Origin of the sequence: Pseudomonas sp. zfem001 (assembly GCF_032621725.1) — a bacterium.
In the GTDB taxonomy this organism is placed as follows: Bacteria; Pseudomonadota; Gammaproteobacteria; order Pseudomonadales; family Pseudomonadaceae; genus Aquipseudomonas; species Aquipseudomonas sediminis.
In genome coordinates, this window is the sequence record NZ_JAVYJI010000001.1 from 589,114 (window position 1) to 610,915 (window position 21,802).

Below are 21,802 nucleotides of genomic sequence, written 5' to 3' on the forward strand. Positions count from 1 at the left end.
TCTGTAGGGTGGGCCGGGCGGCAATCCGCTTCAGCCCAGCAGCGGCGGCCCACAGAGCTCGCCTCCTGAAAGAGCGGGCATCCCCCAAGCGGCCACGCCCGCTCAATCTCCCATCAGCCCCTGTGCCTTGGCCATGGCCACGGCCTGGGTGCGTCTTTGCACACCGAGCTTGACGTTGATCCGCCGCGCATGGGTCTTGACCGTATGCAGCGAGATGAACAGGTGATCGGCAATTTCCTGATTGGAACAGCCCTGCGCAATCAACTGCAGCACTGCCAGCTCACGCGAGCTGAGCAGCGCGGTACCGGCACTGGCGGGTTCATCCAACCGCGGTGCCGGCTCGAACAGCCGCTGATGCAGGCTCTGCCCGGCCTCCCCCGGCAGCAGGCGTTCGAGCCATTGCGCCTGACGCTGCTGCAAATCCTGCAAAGGCCGTAGCAGGCGCAGTTGCCGTGCCTCGCCGATGACTTGCTGCAACAGGCCATCGGCCTGTTCCACCTGGCCCTGTACCAGCAGCGCTTCAGCCAGGCTGACCCGGCATTCACAGGCCAGGCTGCGATGTCCGGCGAGCTGGCTTTCATCCAGCAACAGACGCAATGCATGCTCGGCAGCCGCATGGTGGCCGAGCAGCAGGTCACTGATGGCCAGGCAGTGGCGCAAGCGCGGCAGCAGATCATAGAACTCGGAAGGCGCCAGTTGCTGGCGCTGCTGCAACTGCTGCAGCGTCTGGGCGAACAACTCCCGCGCACGCCCCGTCTGCCCCTGACGCAGCAGCAAGCGCCCCGCCTGCAGTTGCAACACGCAGCGGTAACGTACCTCCGGCACATGCGACCATTGCATCACCCGCTCGGCCTTCTGCAACCACTGGTGCGCCTCGTCGAGATCGCCACGGCTCTCGGCCAGTTCCAGCATCCCCAGGTAGCCGGAAATGATGTAGGCATCCTCGCAGTGCTCGGCTTCCTGCAGCCCCAGGCGATAGGCCTGCTGCGCCGCTTCGTCGAGGCCCTGGCGCGCCAGCAGGCTGGCCCGCACCAGCAGTAGACGGGCAACCACCGGGCTATGGCTGAAGCCTTCGCGCAGCAGTCCCAGCGACTGTTCGGCGAGCTCCGCAGCGCGCCCAGCCTCGCCACGCATTTGCAGCAGCAGGCAGTGATCGGTATTGATCAGGGCTTCGAAAATCAAACTGCCATGCAGTCGTGCCAGGCGCAGGCCCTGATCCAGCGCCTGCTTGGCCTGATCCAGGGCGTGCTCGGCCATATGCTGCTGAGCCAGCGCCTGATAACAGAGCACACGTTGCGACCAGCTGCCCTCATCCAGCATCTGCAGCGCTTCCTGGCAGTGCAAGCGGGCATCGCGCCGCCCGCACTGACGCGCCAGCACGCCCGTCAGTGCCTGCCAATGGGCGATCAACTTGCGCTGGCGCCGCGCATCGGGTTGCGGCATGAAATTCGCCAACCCCTTGATGCAGGCACTGGCCTCGTCGAATCGGGCGCAGATGATCAGCGCCCAGGCCTGCAGCACGATCAGACGCGGCGAGCTGGCGAACAACCAGTCCGGCAGTTCCTCGCGCCATTGCAGCAGTTGCGCTACCGAATGGCCCTGGAGCAACTGCTCCTGATCGAAGCGCTGCAGATAGTTGACTGCGACCTCGACCTGACCCGCCTGCAAGGCATGCTCGACCGCCTCACGGATGTCGCCATGCCGAGCGAACCACTGGCAGGCCCGCACATGGATCGGAGCCGGCGCCGGTGCCCCCGGCAAGCGCCGCAGTACTTCGGCCAGCGGTCGCCACATCCGGAACCAGGTGCCGCTGCTGTCGAGACTGCGCACGAACAGCTGACGCCGCTGCAGCTCACTCAACAGCTCGGCAGCACGCCCCTCCAGCAGGTGCTTACAGAGCGACAGGGAGAAACGCGGCAGCAAGGCCAGTGCATGCAGATCGCTGCGCAGCTCCTCATCCAGATCGGCCAGTACCTCACGCTGCACATAATCGCGCAGCATCGGACAACCATCCTGCAAACGCTGGCGCAGCGCGCCCTCGTCGGCATCGAGCAGCAGTAGACGAATCGCCGCCAGCCAACCCTCGCTGTGTGCGAGCAAGGTCTGCCGGAGATCATCGGCCAGCTCGATCCGCAGCGCGGCGAGAAGCTCGCTCAGCGCCGATTCATCCAACGCCAGCTCTTCGCCCTTGAGCTCAAGCAGATCACCCTGAAGCAGCAGACGTGGAAGGTTCCAGGCTGGCGTTCGACGGCTGGCGACCCACCAGGTGACCTGAGCCGGCGCCGCGGCGAACAGGCGGTCGAGACAGGCATCGAGCGCCTCGTCGGCCTGCCGCGGGTAGTCATCGATAAAGACCCACAAGCGCCCCGCGCGCTCGTGCAACCGCTCGATCAGCCCTGCTTCGTTGGCATCATCGTTCGGCAGTTGCAAGACAACCGCCAGTCGCTTGCACAACTGCGCTGGCGTCAGGCTGCATCCCGCGAGATCGAGCCAGACCCGCTCGACGGCAGCAGGCGTGTGCCGCGCGCACTGGCCGAGCAGCACGCTCTTGCCGGTTCCGGCAGGCGCGCACAGCAGGCGCAGACGCGACTCGCTGGCGAGCAGACGCTGCAGCAGGACGGGACGGGAAACGACGCACGGTGGCAGCCGTGGTAGATCGGCTGGTTGCACCTGCAGCGCACTCGGACGGGCGATGGCGAGGGTCGGCATGGCAGCGGTTCTCTCTGCTTGTCATTGTTGAACCACCCGGTGATGGTACCCCGCTCACCGCTCACGACCATCCCTTGACGCTTATGGCGTGAGATTCACGTGAGAGAAGCAGGCAGAAAAAAGCCGGTGGCACGCAGGGCGCCACCGGCTTGTTCAGACTGCTGCCGGGTCAGCGAACGCCGGCGTTACGCAGCGCGGCCGGGGTGAAGTCCTTGGCCGAAGCCTGGGTGCCGTACTGCACCGCGGTGCGCTCCTCGTTGGCCATGCCGATGGCGATGTAGCGGCCAGCGATTACGTCGTAGAGGGCTTCCAGCGCGTACACCGGCACCTGCTTGTCGTACTGCTGGAACAACAGCGCCTCACCCACACGCCAGAGCTGACCACGGCCGTCGTAATGCTCGGACAGAGCGATCTGCCAGGAGTCCTCGTCGACGAAGAAGCGCCGCTTGGCGTAGATGTTGCGCTCACCGCTCTTCAGCGTGGCTTCCACCTCCCAGACCCGGTGCAGCTCGTAGCGCGCCAGATCCTGATTGATATGGCCTGCCTTGAGGATGTCGCTGTACTTCACCTGCGGCGAGGCCAGACGGAAGTTGTTGTAGGGAATGAACGCCTCACGCTTGCCCACCAGCTTCCAGTCGTAACGATCCGGCGCACCGCTGAACATGTCGAAGTTGTCGGTGGTGCGCAGGCCGTCGGCGGCGGTACCCGGACCGTCGTACGCCACCTGCGGCGCACGGCGCACACGGCGTTGGCCGGCGTTGTAGATCCACGCCATGCGCGGTTCGCGCACCTGGTCGAGCGAGTCGTGCACCAGCAGCACGTTGCCGGCCAGACGCGACGGCGCAGTGACCCGCTGCTTGAACAGCAGCAGGGTGTTCTCCGCCTTCGCCGGGTCGATATCCGGAACGTTGTCGGGGAAGGCGACCTCGTCCTCGAAGTTCACCAGGGTGTAGGCGCCATTGGTCTGCGGCGACGCCTGGACGATGCTGCGCTTGAGGTTGCCACCGCGATAACGGGTGATGTGGTTCCATACCACCTCCAGGCCGTTCTGCGGGATCGGGAAAGCGTAGTAGCGGCTGTCATTGAAATTGGTCAGGCCGTTGCCTCCCTCCACCAGCCCGGTATTCAGCGCGCTGCGTCTGGCAGCCTCGTAGATCCGCTCCGGCACAGCCGAGCTGCGATGGGTCGGGTAGACCGGCATGCGGTAGCTTTCCGGATAGCGCTTGAACATCGCCAACTGGCCGGGTGTGAGCTGGTCGCGGTACTGATCCAGGTTTTGCGCGGTGATGGTGAACAGCGGCTGCTCGCCGGCATAGGGGTCACTCAGAAAGCCGCGGGCGTCGACCTGCCCGGCATCAATGGCCAGGCCGCCGGTCCAGGCCGGAATGGTGCCAGCATTGTTACCGGCCATCTCCGCACCCAGAGGGGTCAGGCTGTTACCGAGCTTGGCTGCTTCCTGCTCGCTGACCGCCGCCAGCACGCTACCGGCCAGCAGGCTCAGGGACAGCGCGCCGAGCATCTTCAGGGTTGTATTCATCTGCATTCCTCAACTGGTCCTGATGGCCTAGAAGCTCACGCCGAAGCTGAGCGCCAGGAAGTCGCGGTCGACCGCGGTGTTGTACTCACCACCAAAGAAGTCGGTGTACGACAGGCTGGCGGTATAGGTGTTGCGGTAGTCGGCATCGATGCCGAAGCTCACCGCCTTGGCACCCTCGTTGAACAGGCCGTTGGGACCGTAGCCGTCCACGTCATGCGACCAGGACACGTTCGGCTTGAGGTTCACCCCGGCGAACACGTTGCTGTACTCCCAGATACCGCGAACGCGGTAACCCCAGGAGGTGCTGGTGACGAAGCCATGGGTATCGCCGCGGAAGCCGTAGGCACCGAACAGCGAATCACGGCCGTAGCGCAGGTCTTCACGACTTTCCAACCCACCGACATGGGCCATGCCGATCTCGCCCACCAGGGTGAAGCGCCCGGCGCCCATGACCTGATCAAAGAAGTGGGTGAAGGTGGTTTGCACCTGGGTCACTTCCTTGCGCCGGTAGCCGACGTTGTCCTGACCCGGCCCAGCGGTGACCGGCGCGGTGCCCGGCGCGATAGGGTTGAGCAAGCTCAGGGTCATGTCGGTGGTATTGATCTGCAGCGGCAGGTTCGGCCGGTAGCTGATCTCGCCGCTCCACGCGGTGCCGGTAGGCAGCGTGGTGGAGAAGCTCGCGCCGTAGAGGCGGATATCCTCGGGGTAGTCGAGGAAGTAACGACCGTTACCGAGCATCACGCTCTGCGCCAGACCAGCGCCACTGCCCGGCACGATCCCGTTGGCGGTGCCGATGATCCCCGGCAGCGCATTCAGAGTCGCCTGCCCGGCGTTCTGCGTGCTGACGATGGGCGTACGGCTGTGGTAGTTCATGAAGTACAGGCCGTACTCGGTCTCATCGCCCAGCCAACGCAGGGCCAGGCCCCACTGACCGCTGTCACGCGCATCGCGATCACCGGCACGCGGCAGGATCACCCCTTCGCTGTCGACCCGAAAACCCTGACCGAACGCTGCAGCCACCGGCTGCAGCGGCGCGATGGCCGGCGAGCCGATGTGATAGCCGCTGTCGCAGCCGTCTGCGGCCACATCGGCGGTGGAGAAGAAGGTGCCGCAGTTGTCGATGATGGTCTGGTCCCACTCCAACTGGTAGAAGGCCTCCATGCTCAGGCGGTCGGTCAGGCTCTGCGACAGGTAGAGCATGTTCACCGGAATCAACCCTTCCTTGATCTCCGCCCCCGGGCGGCGGAAGGCGGCCACGTCGATGGGGTTGATCGAGTTGATGCTGTTGCCGATGAAGGTGCTCTCGCCCCAGCTCACCACCTGCTTGCCGGCCCGTACCGTGCCGGGCAGATCGCCGATGGCGTAGTTGTGGTAGACGAAGGCATCGAGGATTTCCGCCCCCGAGGACTTGGCGCCCTCCTTGCGGTTATGGTCGTCGATGTCCTTGAAGCGGCGGCCCTCGTCCTTCAACTCGAAGTCGTACCAGTACTTGCCGCGCACGAAGACGCCGGTATCGCGGTACTTCAGTTCGAGGTCATGGATGCCCTTGAAGATCTTCGAGAAGGTCTCGCCCTTCTTGAAGTTCAAGCGGCCGTCATCGCCAGTCTGCGCCTGGCCCTGTCCACCGTTGTTAGGGCCGATCAGATCGCGATCCGGACTGCGCATCGACCAACTGGCACCGACCGACAGCGAGCTGTCGAACTGCCCTTCGATCTCACCGATATTGAAATTGACGGCCTGCGCCGGGGCGGCGAAACCGACGGCGACGGCCAAAGCCAAGGTGTGCGGCTGGAATAGTCCGGGCCCTGTTGTTCTTGTCATGCGGGTCTCCTGAAGTGGGGTGCAACTGCAGGAAACCCTACGCAGCGACCACACCTCGGATAAGCGCACCAAGGAGGGATTTCACCTGTCGCCCGAAAGGATGAATCACGCCCTGACACGGGCGCGTACGGGCCGACCTCAGCTTGCTGAATGACGAGCCATCAGGCAGGTGGGGAACTATTCGTGTAAGGCCATGCCGGGTGTGGATCGGACTGCCGGTGCACACCCGAGCAAAAATGGCTTCAGGGCGCCACCGTTTCCGGCGCCTCGGCAAAGACACTGAGCTCGCCGAGCAGCGTGGTCGGCAGGTATTGCGGCAGATAGAGCGCCAGCAGAAACGCCGCCGCGAATGCACCCAGTACCAGCAAGCCAAGCAGCAGCTTGGCAATACGGCTCATAGGCGGATTCGGCGGACCGAAACGGTTGCTGCGCTCCCGTCCAGGCAGCACAACCAACAGCAGAAGAACCACGGTTCCCAGCGCCGGCAGCAGCGCGGCAATCACACCCCATATCGGGCTCCAGCCCAGATCCCGTGCACGACGCATCAGCAAAGAGCAGAACAGCAGCCACGAGACCACCAGCACCACAGCCAGGACGATTCCCATAACCACCAGCTGATGCCGGAGCCCCAACACGAGGAAAGTGATCAACGCAGTCGGTATGACGAAGACGAAGGGCACGTGGAACAGCCAGTAGCGCGACAGGGAAAGGCGTCCGGAGAAGTCGAAGAGTCTCGGCAGAGGCGAGTAAGCCGGCTCGTCAAGGCTCAATGCAGTCTCACTGACCCGGTAGTAATCTGGCTCCTCATCTACGGTGGTGGCCGACTCCAGTACGGGTTCGAATCTCTCTCTCACTACAATAAATCCTTATATTGAGGGTTCCAGGTCCGGCTGAAACAGGGTGTCAGCCAAGCTAATCAGTGACAGGTGATCCGTTCAGGTGATCCCGCAGGTCCCGCCTCAATGCAAAGGGGATGACGACCCAACCGAGCCCGGCGATCAAAAACGAGATCAGCACGGAAAACACGACGTAACTGTGGCTGATGCAGCCTTTTTTACAGGCACTGACCAGACAGAACAGTGAAACCGGGATAGTGACAATCACCGTTAGAAGTGAAGCGGCCAGGACTTGGGGAACATGGCCGGGGCTGACGAACAGGGCCAGGCTGACACCCCCTACGAACAGCAGCGCAGCAAGATAGAGCAGGAAAATTGTCAGCTTGTTGAGGAGGATCAGTGAAGGCATTCGGACCTCCACCAACTCTGCTCTTCATGAGGTTCGGAACGATGCATCGGTAACGATCGAGGAGACGGGAAACGCCCGTCAGCGGGAAAGCGCATAGCGCACATACCACAGTCCTTATGGTGTAGGGCTCGGTCAAAGTCGCCGAGAACCATCATGTTGGCACGGCACCTTAAGCACTACTTGACGAGACGGCAAGCATCCGCAGCCTAACGCCAGCGATCCAACAGATTCACCGCCAGCCGATCCAGCCAGCCCCACAACCGCTGTTGCGCACGGCGCCACCAGGGGCGCTGACGCCAGTCGTCGAGGGTGATTTCGCGGCTGACGCCAAAGTCCTCGATGAAGCTGGCCGTTACCGCCTGGGTAAAGTCCGGGTCGAGCGCCTCGACGTTGGCGTCGAGGTTGAAGCGCAGGTTCCAGTGGTCGAAGTTGCACGAGCCAACGCTGACCCAGTCGTCCACCAGCACCATCTTCAGGTGCAGAAACCGCGGCTGGTATTCGAAGATACGCACCCCAGCCCTGAGCAACTTGGGGTAGTAGCGCTGGCCAGCAAAACGCACTGGAGGATGGTCAGTGTGGCGCCCAGCCAGCAACAAGCGCACTTCGACGCCACGGGCCGCGGCGCGGCGCAGGGCACGACGGATTTTCCAGGTCGGCAGGAAGTACGGTGTGGCCAGCCAGACCCGCTGCTTGGCCCCGCGCAAGGCACGTAGCAGCGACAGCAGGATGTCGCGGTGCTGCGCCGCGTCGGCATAGGCCACACGCCCTAGACCAATCCCTGCTGGCGGGCATTCGGGCAGGCTCAGCGCAGCCGGCTGATGGCTAGGGCGCCAGGAAAAGCGCGCCAGCCAGAGTTGCTCGAACAACTGCTGCCAGTCGCCCACCAGCGGCCCTTCCATTTCCACCATGACTTCGTGCCAGGGGCTGCGGGGCTCGTCTGGCAGCCAGAACTCGTCGGTAGAACCGGTGCCGCCGACGTAAGCCAGGCGTTGGTCCACCAGCAGCAGCTTGCGGTGGTCGCGGTGAAAATTGCGGATGCCACGCCGCCAGCGCACCGGGTTGTACCAGCGCAGCTGCACGCCCGCGGCCGCCATCCGCTCACGCAGCGCAGCACCCAGCCCCGCCGCACCATAGGCATCGAACAGGCCGCGCACCGCCACACCGCGCTCGGCCGCCCGGCACAGGGCATCGACCAGGCGCTCACTGCAGCGGCCGTCCTCGATCAGGTAAAGCTCGATCTCCACTTGCTGGCTGGCGCCCTCGATGGCCGCCAGCATGCGTGGGAAGAACGCCGGCCCGTCCAGCAGCAATTCGAAGCGATTGCCGCCCTGCCAGGGAAAGATGCGGCCGCGCTTGTGCACGCTCAACGCGCCGTGAAGATCAGCACGGCGCCCACCGGCACCGAAAGGCTGATGGCCGGCAGGTCGGCGACCTTGCGCAGCGCCTCGACGCCACTGGCCAGGGCGAAGTCTTCGGCGTGCAACACCAGCGGAGCCAGTGTCACCACCTGAAAGCGTCGATCATCCAGGCGAGTCACCAGTAGCTCGCTGTCCAGCTCGCGGCTGTGCTCGTTGAGGGTCAGTTGCAGCGGCAGGCGCAGTTCCAGCTGCGCGCCGGGCGCCAGGTCGGTGAGTTGTGGCAGGTTGACCTGAGCGCTGATGCGCGCCTCGGGCAGGCGCGAGGTATTGAACAGCAGGCTGCGCAAGCGCTCATCGCGCAGCGCGATACCGGTGCTTACAGAATCCAGATCCACCCGCAGGCGCGCACGCCCATCAGCAGCGATCTGCCCGTGCAGGGTGAGGAAGCGATGCACCTCCGACTGACTGCCAGAGTGAGTGGAAATGAACGACAGCCGTGAGGACTCGTTGTCCAGGTACCAATCGGCATGAACGGGCAAGGCAGCAGCAAGCAGCAGGGCGAAAAGCGAACGGCGCATGAGAACTCGAAAACGGCATGACCAGGCGGCAACGATAGTCGCCATGGCGAGGCTTGCAAAGCCCGGCGCCCACAGCACCGTAGGGCGGGTGCAACCCGCCGTTTCCGAGGCGGCGGGTTTCACCCGCCCTACTTGCTCGGCAACAACTGGCAGCCTTGGCGCTGCCCCAGCCAGGCAGCGCTGTGGGTACGGCCAAGGCCGCTGGCGGTCACACGCTTGGCGCTGTCGTCATCCAGCAGGCGGCTGATCGGCACGTACTGCGCGACATAACCTTCGCAGTAGGCTGCCGGGTTGCCGCTGACGTAACGGCAGGAGCAGTACTCCTTGGCCGTGTAGGCGCTGATGATGTCCGGAAACGCCTGCAGGTAAACGCGGTTCGGCCAGGCCCAGGCCAGCAGCAAAATCAGCAGCAGCGCCAGCACGCTGAGAATCGGGTGGCGACGGATCATGGCTGCACCTCCGCGGCGAAGGCCGCACGCACGCGTTTGAGCAGTTCGTTGTGCTGGAAGCTGCCGTCGCGGTCATCGGCGTAACGCACCACCACCAGGTTCTCCTGCGGCATCACATACAGCCCCTGCCCCCAGTGCCCGAGTGCGGCAATTGTGTCGGCCGGCGCATCCGGCCAGGGCCGCGCGCTGCCCGGCAGTTCGGCGTTGAGCCACCAGTGCCCACCGGGTACCGCATCGCCCGGCTTGCCCAGCTGCACCTGGTAACCGGCAAAGGGCGTGGCAACGAAATCGATCCAGGCCGCTGGCAGCAGCTGACGCTCGCCCCAACGGCCGTCGCGCTGCATCAGCAGGCCGACACGAGCCAGGTCACGCGCGGTCATGTAAGCGTAGGACGAGGCGATGAAGGTGCCGCTGGCATCGCGCTCCCAGGTCGCGCTGCTGATACCCAGCGGCTCGAACAATGCCGTCCAGGGATAGTCGGCGTAAGCCTGCTCGCCGACCATGCCGCGCAACGCGGCAGCCAGCAGGTTGCTGTCGCCGCTGGAATAACGAAAGCGCGTTCCCGGCGCGGCGTCGGCCTCATGCGCAGCAGTGAACGCGGCCATATCGTCGCGCCCCCGTGTATAGAGCATGGCCACCACCGAGGATTTAAGCGGTGCGTACTCGTAGTCCTCCTGCCAGGCCAGACCCGAGGCCCAGTTGAGCAGGTGGCCGATCTTGATCTGCGGGTGGTCCGCCATCGGTGGGTAGTACTGCGCCACTGGCGCATCGAGCTTGAAGCGGCCCTCGCCATAGGCCACGCCAAGGGTGGTGGCGAGCAGGCTCTTGGCCATCGACCAGGAGAGGTGCGGCGTCTGCGCGGTGGTCGGCTCGGCGTAACGTTCGTAGACGATCTGCCCATCGCGGATCACCAACAACGCATCGGTGCGCACGCCCTTGCGCTCGGCATCGTCGCGCGGAGCAAAAGCATAGGCCTCCAGCTCGGCGATGGCGGTGGACGGTGGTGCGGGTTGGCTCTGCCAATCGGCTTGCGGCCAATTCTCCGCCTGGGCGGTGCTGGCGAGCAGGCTGAGGCCGAATACCAGGCTCAGTCGGCGTAGAAAGGAAGTAGGCATGAGAGGCCTCGATCAGAAATCGTGGCGCACCCTAGCACGGCGTCGATGACTGCTTGAAGCGACGAAAGCGCCATCTCAGACGGCTGTGAAAACTACTACGCTCGGCCATGCTGCGTTAAAAACAGGCTCAGAATGCTCATTTACAACTCGTAAACTGCGCTTCTTCGCCTATTTTTGCCTTGCCTGACCTTCGCTCGCTACGTTTTCACACGGTCTGATCCCACCTTCATTTGGGCAGTTGGTAATCCTCCGGCCCCATAAGGTCGAGACCGCATTCGAGGTTCTCGATCCAGTAAAGAAAAGCGCTGATCATTTCCGGGCCGACGAAGGGCCGGCCATGCTGCGGCACGATCATCGCCACGTCCATCTGCCGCACCATCGCCGCCCACAGGCGGCAGGCCTTGTTACCAGCCATGTAACGCCGGTGGAACCCTTCCATATTCGGCACATGGTTGACGAAGTCGCGCACCGGCGTGGCGTCATCCACCAGCGAAGCGCCCATGTCGCCGGAGAAGAGGATCTTGCTCACCGGGTCATAGACCTGGAAGTTGCCCACCGAGTGCAGGAAGTGCGCTGGCACGGCTTTGAGCGAGCACTTGCCCAGCGGGATGCTTTGGCCCCGGTCCGGCAGCGCGATGATGCGGTCGAAGGTATTGATGCCGCGGCTCAGCACCAGGTAGTTGGCGGTCAGGTGCGGCAGAAAACGCGCCCACAGCTTGGAGCAGATCACCCGTGCGCGGGTGTGCAGCAGCCACTTGTCGAGCGAGGCGATGATGTCCGGGTCCTGGTGCGAGGCGAAGATGTAGGTCAGGTCCTGCACCGGAATGTGCTTGGACAGCTCCAGCGACAGCGGCGTGTAGGTCAGGTCGCCGCCTGGATCGAGCAGCAGGTACTGCTCGTTGTCGGTGATCAGGAACTGGTTGGATTGCACGCCTTCGCCGCTGACCAGGTCATCGAACATCAGGCATTGGTGGCTGCCGTTATCGAACAGCACGATGGGCTCGCGGCGCATGGAAACCTCTTAGATGAATCGCGAGGCAACCTTATGCGCACACCCTCGGCAGCGTACTGATATGGATCAAGAGCCGGCGACAATCTGCCGCGCTTTCTCCAGGCGTTTGCTGCGTGCAGCCTCGGCAATACGCAGCAAACCCTTGTCGCGCTGCCACAGCGCGGCCCAGTGCGTAGGCCCCGTGGCGAAAGCATCATTCAATTCACCAGCCAGCGCCTGCTGTTGGGCGAACAGGCCGGCGAGCAGCAGATGAGTAGTGGCAGCATTGGGCGCTTGCCGCGCCACCTCGGCGCAGCCGGCCAGCAGTGCCTGCAAACGCAACTGCAGGGATTCGGGCCAGGCGCTTTCGCGGCCCACGCCGAACAGCCAGGCCGCCACTGCCGCGAGGACGTGCGCGTCTTCCAGCGTGCGAAAGGGTTTGACGTAGTCGTCCCAGCCATCGCCTGCCAAGCGCTCGCCCAGCGCCTGATCCAGATGCAAACGGGCATGGCCGATATCTGGCATCAGCGGCAAGGCTGGCAGTGGCTCAATGCGCACGCCGGGTGCGCCCTGACGCACCACACCTAGGGCTAGACGCGGTGCCTGCCCTTCGCCCTCCTCACGCGCCGCCACCAGCAACCAGTCAGCGCATTCGGCAGCAGTGACGAAGTCCTTGCGGCCGGTGATCTGCAGACCATCGATGCGCGTACTCATATCCGCCGGGCGAGTGCTGCGGTTCTCCGTCACGCACAGCGCGCCAGCCGTCCACGGCGCTGCCGGCCACAGCACACGTAGCGCAGCCTGGTAACCGGCGAGAAACGCCAGCCCAGGCGTGGCCGCCTGCAGGCCACCCACCAGCGCCAGCTCGAATGACTGTGGCGTGCCACCCAGACGCGCCAGCAGGCGAGCGTACCAGTCCTCCAACCCCGCCTCGGCAGTCAGGCGCTCGATAGGCTGAAAAAGGCTCGACCAAGGCATCGCATCGGCTCCTCACAGCGGCAACTGAGCCGCCGTCACATAAGCATCAAAAAAGCTTCACGGTGGTGACACCGCAGCTACCTAGCCTGAGCTTGCCCAACAAGATCGACCGGCTGCAAGCATCCAGCCGGCACACGGAGGATCTGGCATGACTCAAACCGCTCGCCGACTGCAGGCCGAACGCCTGCAAGGCCCCGCCGCCCTGCGTGAAGCGCAGGCCCTACGCTACCGCGTATTCAGCGCGGAATTCGACGCCAAGCTCAACGGCGCCGAACTGGGTCTGGACATGGACGACTACGACATTCACTGCCGCCATATCGGCGTGCGTGATCTGGAAAGCGGCGAGCTGGTGGCCACCACCCGCCTGCTCGACCACCAGGCGGCTGCCGGTCTTGGTCGCTACTACAGCGAAGAGGAATTCGCCCTGCACGGCCTTGCCGGTCTCGAAGGCCCGGTGCTGGAGATCGGTCGCACCTGCGTCGATGTCGCCTACCGCAACGGTGCCACCATCGCCGTACTCTGGGGCGAGCTGGCCGAGGTGCTCAACGAAGGCGGCTACCGCTACCTGATGGGCTGCGCCAGCATCTCCATGCAGGACGGCGGCATCCAGGCCCATGCAGTCATGCAGCGCCTGCGTGAACGCTACCTGTGCACCGAGCATCTGCGTGCCGAGCCGAAACACCCGCTGCCGCAGCTGGACCTGCCGGGCAACGTCATCGCCGAAATGCCGCCGCTGCTCAAGGCCTACATGCGCCTGGGCGCGAAGATCTGCGGTGAACCCTGCTGGGACAAGGACTTCCAGGTGGCCGACGTGTTCATCCTGCTCAAGCGCGACGAGCTGTGCCCACGCTACGCCCGGCACTTCAAGGCGGCAGTCTGAAACCCGGCCTGTAGGAGCTCGCCCCTACAGGCCGGCATGAATCACGATAATGGCCAAACGGCGCTGCCCGTGGATAATGCTGGCACTCGTTCTCAAGCGGAGGCCTCAATGGCCAAACTGCGTCTGTCCCTGCGCCTCTTTCATCTGGCCCTGGTAATCGCCTTCGGCGCCCTGCTGGCCGGCATCGTCAGCCTGTTCGAGCGGGTAGTTCGGCACGACCTGATGCCGCTGCGCCAACGCCTGACCCGCTGGTTCCTGGCACGCCTGGGCGGCGCCCTGCCGTTTCGCGTACGGGTGGAGGGCCAGCTGCCCACGCAACCGATGCTGTGGGTCGCCAACCACGTGTCGTGGACCGACATTCCGCTGCTGGGCGCCCTGCAGCCGCTGTCCTTTCTGTCCAAGGCGGAAGTACGCGGCTGGCCGCTGGCCGGCTGGCTGGCGCACAAGGGCGGCACGCTGTTCATCCGCCGCGGTGCAGGCGACAGCAGCCAGGTGAGCCAGCAACTCACCCGCCACCTGCAGCAGGGCCATCACCTGCTGATCTTTCCCGAAGGCACCACCACTGACGGCCTGGCCCTGCGCACCTTTCACGGTCGTCTGCTGAGCAGCGCCATCGACAGCGGCGTGGCGCTGCAACCAGTGGCCATCCGTTATTTGCGCGATGGCCAACCCTGCACGGTGGCACCGTTCGTGGGCGACGACGACATGCTCTCGCATCTGCTGCGCCTGCTCTCGGGCTCGGCCTGCGAGGTCGAGATCCGCCTGCTCGCACCGATCCCCAGCGAATCACGCAGCCGCAACGAACTGGCCCGGCACAGCCAGGCCATCATCGCCAGCGCACTGCAGCTGGATGCAACCGAGGTGCAATCGGCCGCAGCGGCCTAGACTCAGCCAGCCGGCGGTACGATCAAGGCGTCGCTGTCGAGCGAGGCCAGCAAGCGACTGGCAACGCTGCCCAGGAAGAAACGCGACGCCCCTTCGCGGGCATGGGTGCCGAGCACCAACAGGTCCGCACCAGACTGACGCAAGGCCTCGCCGATCACCCCTTCCGGCGAGCCGATCTGCACCAGCAGACGCTCGTGACTCAGGCTCACGCCGACTGCACTCAGGCGCTCCACCAGTTGCTGACGCTGCAGCTCGCGCTGATTCTCCAGCACCTCGGCGCTGATACCCGCCTCCATCATCGCGCCCGCCACAACCGGCTCGACCGCGCTGGCCACGTGCAGCTCGTCCAGGCTCGCCAGACCCAGCTCACGCACCCGCTTCAGGGCTTGCTGCGAGGTGCGCGAGAGGTCCATCGCCAGCAACGCATGACGGTATTCATGGGTCACCGGACCATTGACCCGCAGCACCGGCAGATGACTGCTGCGCACCACCCGCTCGAGCGTGGTACCGACGAAGAAGTCACGCAGTGCCGACTTGCGATGCGCGCCCACCACCAGCAGGTCGGCGCCCATGCCTTGCGCGCTTTCGACAATGACCGAGGCGGCCTCGCCAGTGCCCACGATCACCCGCGGCACACTGCCGGCCTGCTCGCCGAGGCGTTCGGCCTGCGCCTGCAACAGGGTTTCGGCCTGTTGTACCTGACGTTGCACATGCGCAGCCGGCGCATCGTCATCGATCACGTGCAGCAGAGCCCACTCGCCACCACCTTGGCGGCGGATCAATTGCACGGCGCGCTGTACCGCGTGCGCCGAACGTTCGGACAGATCGGTCGCTACCAGAATCTTGATCATCTCGTGTTCCTCCATGGGTTTAACACCGCGTTACATTCAAGCGCCTCGCGACCTCGTACTCCTTGATGCAGGTCAGGTCCGACGCGCTAAAGCGGTCTAGGTTAGTAAGGACTGCGGGGTGCGCCGGCCGTCGGCCATCGACAGGCGCAGCCGGCCCAACCAAGGAGACGCGCCCCATGGGCAATCCCCCCTCACAACATAGTGACCACGCCTGGCACGGTTTGACTGCACAACAAGCGCTCGACGAGCAGCGCAGCAGTGCCAGCGGCCTCAGCCAGGAGGAAGCCGAGCAGCGCCTGCAGCGCTACGGCGCCAACCGCCTGCCGCCGCCGCAACGCCGTGGGCCGCTACTGCGCCTGCTCTATCAGTTCCACAACGTGCTGCTCTACATGATGCTGGTCGCAGCGCTGATCACCGCCCTGCTCGGCCATTGGGTCGATACCTCGGTGATCCTCGCCGCCGTGCTGATCAACGTGATCATCGGCTTCATCCAGGAAGGCAAGGCGGAGAACGCGCTGGATGCCATCCGCAGCATGCTCTCGCCCCACGCCATGGTGCTGCGTGGCGGTGAACGCCATGAAATCGATACCGAACGCCTGGTGCCCGGCGACATCGTGCTGCTGGTATCCGGCGACAAGGTGCCAGCCGACCTGCGCCTGACCAGCGTGAAGAACCTGCTGGTGGAAGAAGCGGCGCTGACCGGCGAATCGGTGCCGGTGGAAAAATCCGTGGCGCACTGCAACGCCGATGCCCCGCTCGGCGACCGCCGCTGCATGGCTTATTCGGGCACGCTGGTCAGTAGCGGCCAGGCCAGCGGCGTGGTGGTGGCCAGCGGCGCCGACACCGAACTCGGCCGAATCGGCGCGATGCTGCAGCAGGTGCAGGCGTTGTCCACGCCGCTGCTGCGACAGATCGAACAGTTCAGCCGCTGGCTGGCGGTGATCATCCTGATCCTGGCCTTGGCCACCTTCATCCTCGGCATCCTCTGGCACGGCCAGAATCCGGGGGAGATGTTCATGATGGTGGTGGCGCTGACCGCCTCGGCCATCCCCGAAGGTCTGCCGGCGATCATGACGGTGATCCTCGCCCTCGGCGTGCAGCGCATGGCCGGCCACAATGCCATCGTCCGTCGCCTGCCGGCGGTGGAAACTCTGGGTTCGGTGACGGTGATCTGCTCGGACAAGACCGGCACCCTGACCCGCAACGAAATGACCGTGCAACGCATGGTCAGCGCCAACCGCATCCTCGATGTCTCCGGTGTCGGCTACGCCCCGGAAGGCGCCTTTCACCAGGACGGCAAGCTGCTCGAGCCCGATGCCGAACTGCTGGAGATCGCCCGTGCCGCACAGTTGTGCAACGACGCCCGCCTGCAACAGGACGACGGCGGCCACTGGCAACTGCATGGCGACCCAACCGAAGGCGCGCTGCTGACCCTGGCGCTGAAAAGCGGTCTCGATATCCAGTCGCTGCGCACACAATTGCCCCGCAGCGACGCAATTCCGTTCGAATCCGAACACCGCTTCATGGCCACCCTGCACCACGACCACACCGGCCATGGCCTGGTCTACCTCAAGGGCGCCCCCGAGCGCGTGCTGGAAATGTGCGCCAGCCAGCGCAGCGCCGACGGCGCTAACACGGCTCTGGATGCCGACTACTGGCGACGCCAGGCGACCGATCTGGCTGCCCGTGGCCTGCGCCTGCTGGCCCTGGCCAGCAAAACGGCACCGACCGAGCAACGCAATCTGAGCTTCGACGACGTCGAAAGCGGGCTGACTCTGCTCGCGCTGGTCGGCATCATCGATCCGCCACGCGAGGAGGCCATCGCCGCCGTCGCCGAATGCCAGCGTGCCGGCATCCGGGTAAAGATGATCACTGGCGACCATGCCGAGACGGCCCGCGCCATCGGTGCGCAGCTGGGCATCGGCGTCGGCCTGCCGGCGATGACCGGCGCCGAGCTGGAACTGCTCGATGACCGCCGCCTGCGCGAGGTGTTGCCCGGCGTCGAAGTATTCGCCAGAGCGAGCCCCGAGCACAAACTGCGCCTGGTGCAGGCCATGCAGGACAGCGGCGAGGTCGTGGCCATGACCGGCGACGGCGTCAACGACGCACCGGCCCTGAAGCGCGCCGACGTCGGCGTGGCGATGGGCAACAAGGGCACCGAAGCGGCCAAGGAAGCAGCCGAAGTAGTGCTGGCCGACGATAACTTCGCCACCATCGCCGGGGCCGTGCGCGAAGGCCGAGCGATCTACGACAACCTGAAGAAATTCATCCTGTTTTCCCTGCCGACCAATGGCGGCCAGTCGCTGATCGTGATCTTCGCCATCCTGTTCCAGGTGGTGCTGCCACTGTCGCCGGCGCAGGTGCTGTGGATCAACATGGTCACCTCAAGCACCCTGGGCCTGGCGCTGGCCTTCGAACCCAGCGAACGCGGTTTGATGCAGCGCGCCCCACGCGCGCCGAACGAGCCCCTGCTATCCGGCTTCTTCGTCTGGCGCGTGGTAATGGTTTCGCTGCTGATTGCCGGCGCGGGCATCGGCCTGTTCCTCTGGGAGCTGAAGCTTGGCAACAGCCTGGAAAGCGCCCGCACCATCGCAGTGAATGCCGTGGTGATGTGCGAGATTTTCTACCTGTTCAACAGCCGCAGCATCTTCGGCTCGGTGCTCAACCGCGACGCCCTGTTGGGCAATCGCGCGGTGCTGGTGACCATCGCCATCTGCGTGGTGCTGCAGTTGCTGTTCACCTATGCACCGCCGCTGCAGGGAGTGTTCGGCTCGGTCGGCCTGAGCCTGGAGGAATGGCTGCGGGTACTGCTGGCAGGCCTGGCACTGTTCGCCGTGGCGGAGCTGGAGAAATGGGTAGTGCGGCGCTTTGGCCTGCATGCTCAGGCGGCCTGAGCCGCTGGAGGAGAGGTTGCCGTGATGGTCGTCGCGGCTGAAGCCCCTACCACAGCGCCCGACGCGAAACCTGGTGGGAGGCGCTTTGGCAGCAACTGTTGAAGCGGCGAAAGCCCTGGTGCGCACAGCGCACCCTACGGATGCAGGGAAACTCCCGTAGGGTGCGCCATGCGCACCGCCTCTACCCCGATACGTTCAGCTCAGCCTCGGCGAAAGCCATCAACTCGGGATAGAAGGCGCGAAAGTCCTCGCTGAGCGGTTCGTACAGGCGCTCCAGTTCCGCCAGGCTGCCATAGAGCAACTGCGGTTTGGACAGGCGCCGCTGCATACCGGCAATCACCTGCTCCAGCACCGCGAACTCGCGGTAGCTGCCGAGCCAGTCCTGCGCAGCCATGCGCGGTGCCATCAGCGCCAGGCGCCCGGGCAACTCGGGCTCGGCCGCCAGCACGCGATATACCCGACCGGTGAAGTGATCCAGCGGTTGCGACGCGTACGCCGACCAGTCACGGGCCAGGCAATGATCGAAAAACAGATCCAGCAGCATGCCGGCCGTTCTTCGCCGCTCGACAGGAAAGCGCGCCCGTGCGCGGGCTTGCAGTGGGTGGCTGTCGGTGAAGGCATCAATGCGCCGGTGCAGGCGAATGGCCGCCTCGATTTGTGCCGGCCAGCGCCCGCTCAACGGGCCTTTGACGAAATCGCCGTAGAGGCTGCCAAGTAACTGCGGTGGTGCGTCGCCACCAAGATGGAGATGGGCCAGATAGTTCATCCCGCGAGCTTACCGCCGTGGGCAGAACAATCGAAGCCGTTGATGGAGACTATTGGAACAATCAATCTGTATATCGATCAGAGACGATATAAGGTTCGCCACATGACGATACAGACCCACACCGCCATGGAAATCGACCTCGACGCCATTATCAAGGCTCTCGCCCATCCGGTACGCCGTGACATCCTCGACTGGCTGAAGGAACCCGAGCTGAACTTCGCCGAACAGGATCACCCGCTGGAAATCGGCGTGTGCGCCGGCAAGATCTTTCAGCGTACGGGGCTGTCGCAGTCCACCGTTTCTGCCCATCTGACCACCCTGCAACGCGCCGGCCTGGTGACCAGCCGCAAGGTTGGCCAGTGGCACTTCTTCAAGCGCAACGACGAGCTGATTCAGGTATTCGTCGAGCGCCTCGGCCAGCAACTCTGATTTGACCTTTCCTCCGGAGAAACCACCATGCCCACACTGTTCGACCCCATCCAGATCGGCGACCTGCAGCTGAACAACCGCATCATCATGGCACCGCTGACCCGCTGCCGCGCCGACGAAGGCCGTGTGCCCAATGCGCTGATGGCCGAGTACTACACCCAGCGCGCCTCGGCTGGGCTGATCATCAGCGAAGCCACCGCTGTCACGCCGATGGGCGTTGGCTACCCGGACACCCCCGGCATCTGGTCGGACGCGCAGATTCGCGGCTGGAGCAACGTCACCCAGGCCGTACACGCCAACGGTGGCAAGATCGTCCTGCAGCTGTGGCACGTCGGCCGCATCTCCGACCCGATCTACCTGAACGGCGAGCTGCCAGTTGCCCCGAGCGCGATCCAGCCGGCCGGCCATGTCAGCCTGGTACGTCCGATCAAGGACTACGTCACCCCACGTGCACTGGAAACCGAAGAGATCGCCGACATCGTCGAGGCCTATCGTCAGGGCGCCGAAAACGCCATGGCTGCCGGTTTCGATGGTGTGGAAATCCACGGCGCCAACGGCTACCTGCTCGATCAGTTCCTGCAGAGCAGCACCAACCAGCGCACCGACCGCTACGGCGGCAGCGTCGAAAACCGTGCGCGTCTGCTGCTGGAAGTGACCGATGCTGCGATTTCCGTGTGGGGCGCCGGTCGCGTCGGCGTGCACCTGGCGCCGCGTGCCGACTCCCACGACATGGGCGATGCCAACCGTGCCGAAACCTTCGGCTACGTCGCCCGTGAACTGGGCAAACGTGGCATCGCCTTCATCTGCGCCCGTGAGAAATCCGGCGACGACAGCCTGACACCGCAACTGAAGAAGGAATTCGGCGGCGTGTTCATCGCCAACGAGCGATTCACCAAGGACCAAGCCAATGCCTGGCTGGCAGAAGGCAATGCCGATGCCGTGGCCTTCGGCATCCCCTTCATCGCCAACCCGGACCTGCCGCAGCGCCTGGAGCAGAACGCCGCACTGAACGAGCCGCACCCGGAAACCTTCTACGGTTCCGGCCCGGTAGGTTATATCGACTATCCGCGTCTGTAAGATCGCAGCTTAAGCACCTCCCGCAAGCGATATCCCGTGGGAGGGGCTTTAGCCGCGACCAATAAATGAACAACCCCCGCATTGCGGGGCTTGTTCATTTAGCGAATTGCCTTAGCGCTGATTGATCTGCTGCTGCAGATTCACCACCTGGCTCTGCAGGGTGTTGATGTTGCGCGTCATCTGCGCACGGAAGGCATCGAACTCGGCGGTATTCGGACCGGCACTGGCGGCCGGTCGATTGTCCAGCTCGCTGCGCAGCACCAGCAGATCCTGCTCCAGACTGCGAATGGATTGCGCCGGATTACCCTGCTTTTTCAGCGTTTCGATATCGCCGCCGAGAGCCTTGATACGGGTATCGAGCTTGGCCAGCTCGGCCTGGGTGGCCTTGGCATCACTCTGTGCGGATTTCAGCGCCGCCTGCTCGGTGGAGAGTGCCTGCAGGCGCTTGTCGAAATCGGCGCTGGCGCCGATGCCGCTTTTTAGCTCTGTGCCCAACTGCTCGACGCGCTTGTCCAGCGCGGCTTGCGCCGTGGCACTCTGCTGTTGCTGCTTGCCCAGCTCGGCCAGACGCGTTTCCAGCTGCTTGACCTGCAGCTTGAGCGCCTCGCTACCGCTGGTGACGTTGGATTCGGTCGCCACCACCTTGCCGGAAATATCCTGAATGCGTCCTGCCGCCTCCTCGCTGATGCGAGCGAAGCTCTCCTGGGTCGCCACCAGGCGCTGCTCCATCAAGCCGATCTGCTGCAGGCTCCACCAGCCCAGTCCAGCCAGAGCGAAACTCAGGGCACCAACCAGCGCCCACAGCGGCCCGGTACTGGCGCCCTTGGCTACTGGAGCCTTGCTGCTGGTAGCGCGGCTGCTGCGCGGCGCTGGCTCTTCGCGTGGCTCGGCAAACTCCTCGCGGCGCTCCGGGGTCAGGCTGGGCAGATTGTCGAGTTCGTCGTTGGCGTCGTTGCGCATGGTCGGACCTATGGTTGGAACGAATAAACAGAAATGCCGCGCAGTATACCGATTCGCCATTACACCATCAGCGTCGCGCCAAGCGGGTGCGCGATGCACCGACAAAGGGCGCGACAGGGCCATCGACTCGCCTGCAGCCCAGCAGTTCCGCAAAACATGAACTGGTACGCAGTTTGCTTTTGATCCTGTCGTGAACGCGCCGATAGAGCGTCGCTAACGAGCCAGCAGGCGGCCTGAAAAGTTCTGCAAAGCAATACAGCACAAGTTCGTGTTACAGCC

At 64.4% G+C, this 21,802-nt stretch carries 19 protein-coding genes; 5 read left to right on the plus strand and 14 right to left on the minus strand.

The features are described from left to right. Positions 1–102 precede the first annotated feature (102 nt). The 11 genes from RTH74_RS02895 to RTH74_RS02945 form a co-directional block, all read right to left on the minus strand. Positions 103–2,709 carry a LuxR C-terminal-related transcriptional regulator gene (locus RTH74_RS02895; protein WP_316913683.1) on the minus strand — a complete coding sequence of 869 codons (2,607 nt, stop codon included), beginning with the start codon at positions 2,707–2,709 and terminating at the stop codon, positions 103–105. Between the two features lie 169 nt (positions 2,710–2,878). Then, complete coding sequence (locus tag RTH74_RS02900) at positions 2,879–4,246, minus strand: DUF1329 domain-containing protein (RefSeq protein ID WP_256672480.1); 1,368 nt, start codon at positions 4,244–4,246, stop codon at positions 2,879–2,881. Between the two features lie 27 nt (positions 4,247–4,273). Beyond that, entirely contained in the window at positions 4,274–6,067 is a 1,794-nt protein-coding gene (locus RTH74_RS02905) for a DUF1302 domain-containing protein (protein WP_316913684.1), read from the minus strand. 242 nt (positions 6,068–6,309) lie between these two features. Next, positions 6,310–6,837: a DUF805 domain-containing protein gene (locus RTH74_RS02910; RefSeq protein ID WP_316913685.1), complete on the minus strand. Its 528-nt coding sequence runs from the start codon at positions 6,835–6,837 to the stop codon at positions 6,310–6,312. A 142-nt stretch (positions 6,838–6,979) separates the two neighbouring features. Continuing rightward, positions 6,980–7,312 carry a hypothetical protein gene (locus RTH74_RS02915; protein ID WP_316913686.1) on the minus strand — a complete coding sequence of 111 codons (333 nt, stop codon included), beginning with the start codon at positions 7,310–7,312 and terminating at the stop codon, positions 6,980–6,982. A gap of 206 nt (positions 7,313–7,518) precedes the next feature. Then, positions 7,519–8,673 (minus strand): phosphatidylserine/phosphatidylglycerophosphate/cardiolipin synthase family protein, encoded by a 1,155-nt coding sequence (locus RTH74_RS02920; protein ID WP_316913687.1) that lies wholly within the window; start codon positions 8,671–8,673, stop codon positions 7,519–7,521. Positions 8,674–8,675: 2 nt separating this feature from the next. After that, positions 8,676–9,248 (minus strand): YceI family protein, encoded by a 573-nt coding sequence (locus tag RTH74_RS02925; protein WP_316913688.1) that lies wholly within the window; start codon positions 9,246–9,248, stop codon positions 8,676–8,678. 128 nt (positions 9,249–9,376) lie between these two features. Beyond that, a complete protein-coding gene (locus RTH74_RS02930; RefSeq protein WP_179528447.1) occupies positions 9,377–9,697 on the minus strand; it encodes an amidase in 321 nt (106 codons plus the stop codon). After that, positions 9,694–10,812 carry a serine hydrolase gene (locus RTH74_RS02935; protein ID WP_316913689.1) on the minus strand — a complete coding sequence of 373 codons (1,119 nt, stop codon included), beginning with the start codon at positions 10,810–10,812 and terminating at the stop codon, positions 9,694–9,696. Before RTH74_RS02935 ends, RTH74_RS02930 begins: the two co-directional genes overlap by 4 nt. 226 nt (positions 10,813–11,038) lie before the next feature. Continuing rightward, entirely contained in the window at positions 11,039–11,824 is a 786-nt protein-coding gene (locus RTH74_RS02940) for an MBL fold metallo-hydrolase (RefSeq protein ID WP_125836323.1), read from the minus strand. A 66-nt stretch (positions 11,825–11,890) separates the two neighbouring features. After that, positions 11,891–12,781, minus strand: coding sequence for an acyl-CoA dehydrogenase family protein (locus RTH74_RS02945; RefSeq protein ID WP_316913690.1), 891 nt, complete (start codon positions 12,779–12,781; stop codon positions 11,891–11,893). Between the two features lie 148 nt (positions 12,782–12,929). On the opposite strand from RTH74_RS02945, the gene olsB reads away from it, so the two are divergent. Both olsB and RTH74_RS02955 read left to right on the plus strand, forming a co-directional pair. Continuing rightward, entirely contained in the window at positions 12,930–13,661 is a 732-nt protein-coding gene (gene olsB / locus RTH74_RS02950; protein ID WP_099522304.1) for an L-ornithine N(alpha)-acyltransferase, read from the plus strand. Between the two features lie 108 nt (positions 13,662–13,769). Continuing rightward, the gene (locus RTH74_RS02955) at positions 13,770–14,546 is read left to right on the plus strand and encodes a lysophospholipid acyltransferase family protein (RefSeq protein WP_316913691.1); all 777 of its coding nucleotides are present in this window, start codon (positions 13,770–13,772) and stop codon (positions 14,544–14,546) included. 2 nt (positions 14,547–14,548) lie between these two features. Here RTH74_RS02955 and RTH74_RS02960 read toward each other — a convergent pair whose 3' ends face one another. After that, positions 14,549–15,397, minus strand: coding sequence for a universal stress protein (locus tag RTH74_RS02960; RefSeq protein ID WP_316913692.1), 849 nt, complete (start codon positions 15,395–15,397; stop codon positions 14,549–14,551). A 176-nt stretch (positions 15,398–15,573) separates the two neighbouring features. Between RTH74_RS02960 and RTH74_RS02965 the strand changes: the two genes are divergently transcribed. Further along, positions 15,574–18,291, plus strand: coding sequence for a cation-transporting P-type ATPase (locus RTH74_RS02965; protein ID WP_316913693.1), 2,718 nt, complete (start codon positions 15,574–15,576; stop codon positions 18,289–18,291). 181 nt (positions 18,292–18,472) lie between these two features. Here the strand turns inward: RTH74_RS02965 and RTH74_RS02970 are convergent, their stop codons facing one another. Beyond that, positions 18,473–19,057: an ACP phosphodiesterase gene (locus tag RTH74_RS02970; RefSeq protein WP_316913694.1), complete on the minus strand. Its 585-nt coding sequence runs from the start codon at positions 19,055–19,057 to the stop codon at positions 18,473–18,475. 126 nt (positions 19,058–19,183) lie between these two features. Between RTH74_RS02970 and RTH74_RS02975 the strand changes: the two genes are divergently transcribed. Next, positions 19,184–19,486, plus strand: a complete 303-nt coding sequence (locus tag RTH74_RS02975; RefSeq protein WP_099522956.1) for an ArsR/SmtB family transcription factor — start codon at positions 19,184–19,186, stop codon at positions 19,484–19,486. A gap of 27 nt (positions 19,487–19,513) precedes the next feature. Then, complete coding sequence (locus RTH74_RS02980) at positions 19,514–20,563, plus strand: alkene reductase (protein WP_099522308.1); 1,050 nt, start codon at positions 19,514–19,516, stop codon at positions 20,561–20,563. A gap of 111 nt (positions 20,564–20,674) precedes the next feature. Here the strand turns inward: RTH74_RS02980 and RTH74_RS02985 are convergent, their stop codons facing one another. After that, positions 20,675–21,523 (minus strand): ATPase, encoded by an 849-nt coding sequence (locus RTH74_RS02985; protein ID WP_106735591.1) that lies wholly within the window; start codon positions 21,521–21,523, stop codon positions 20,675–20,677. Positions 21,524–21,802 lie beyond the last annotated feature (279 nt).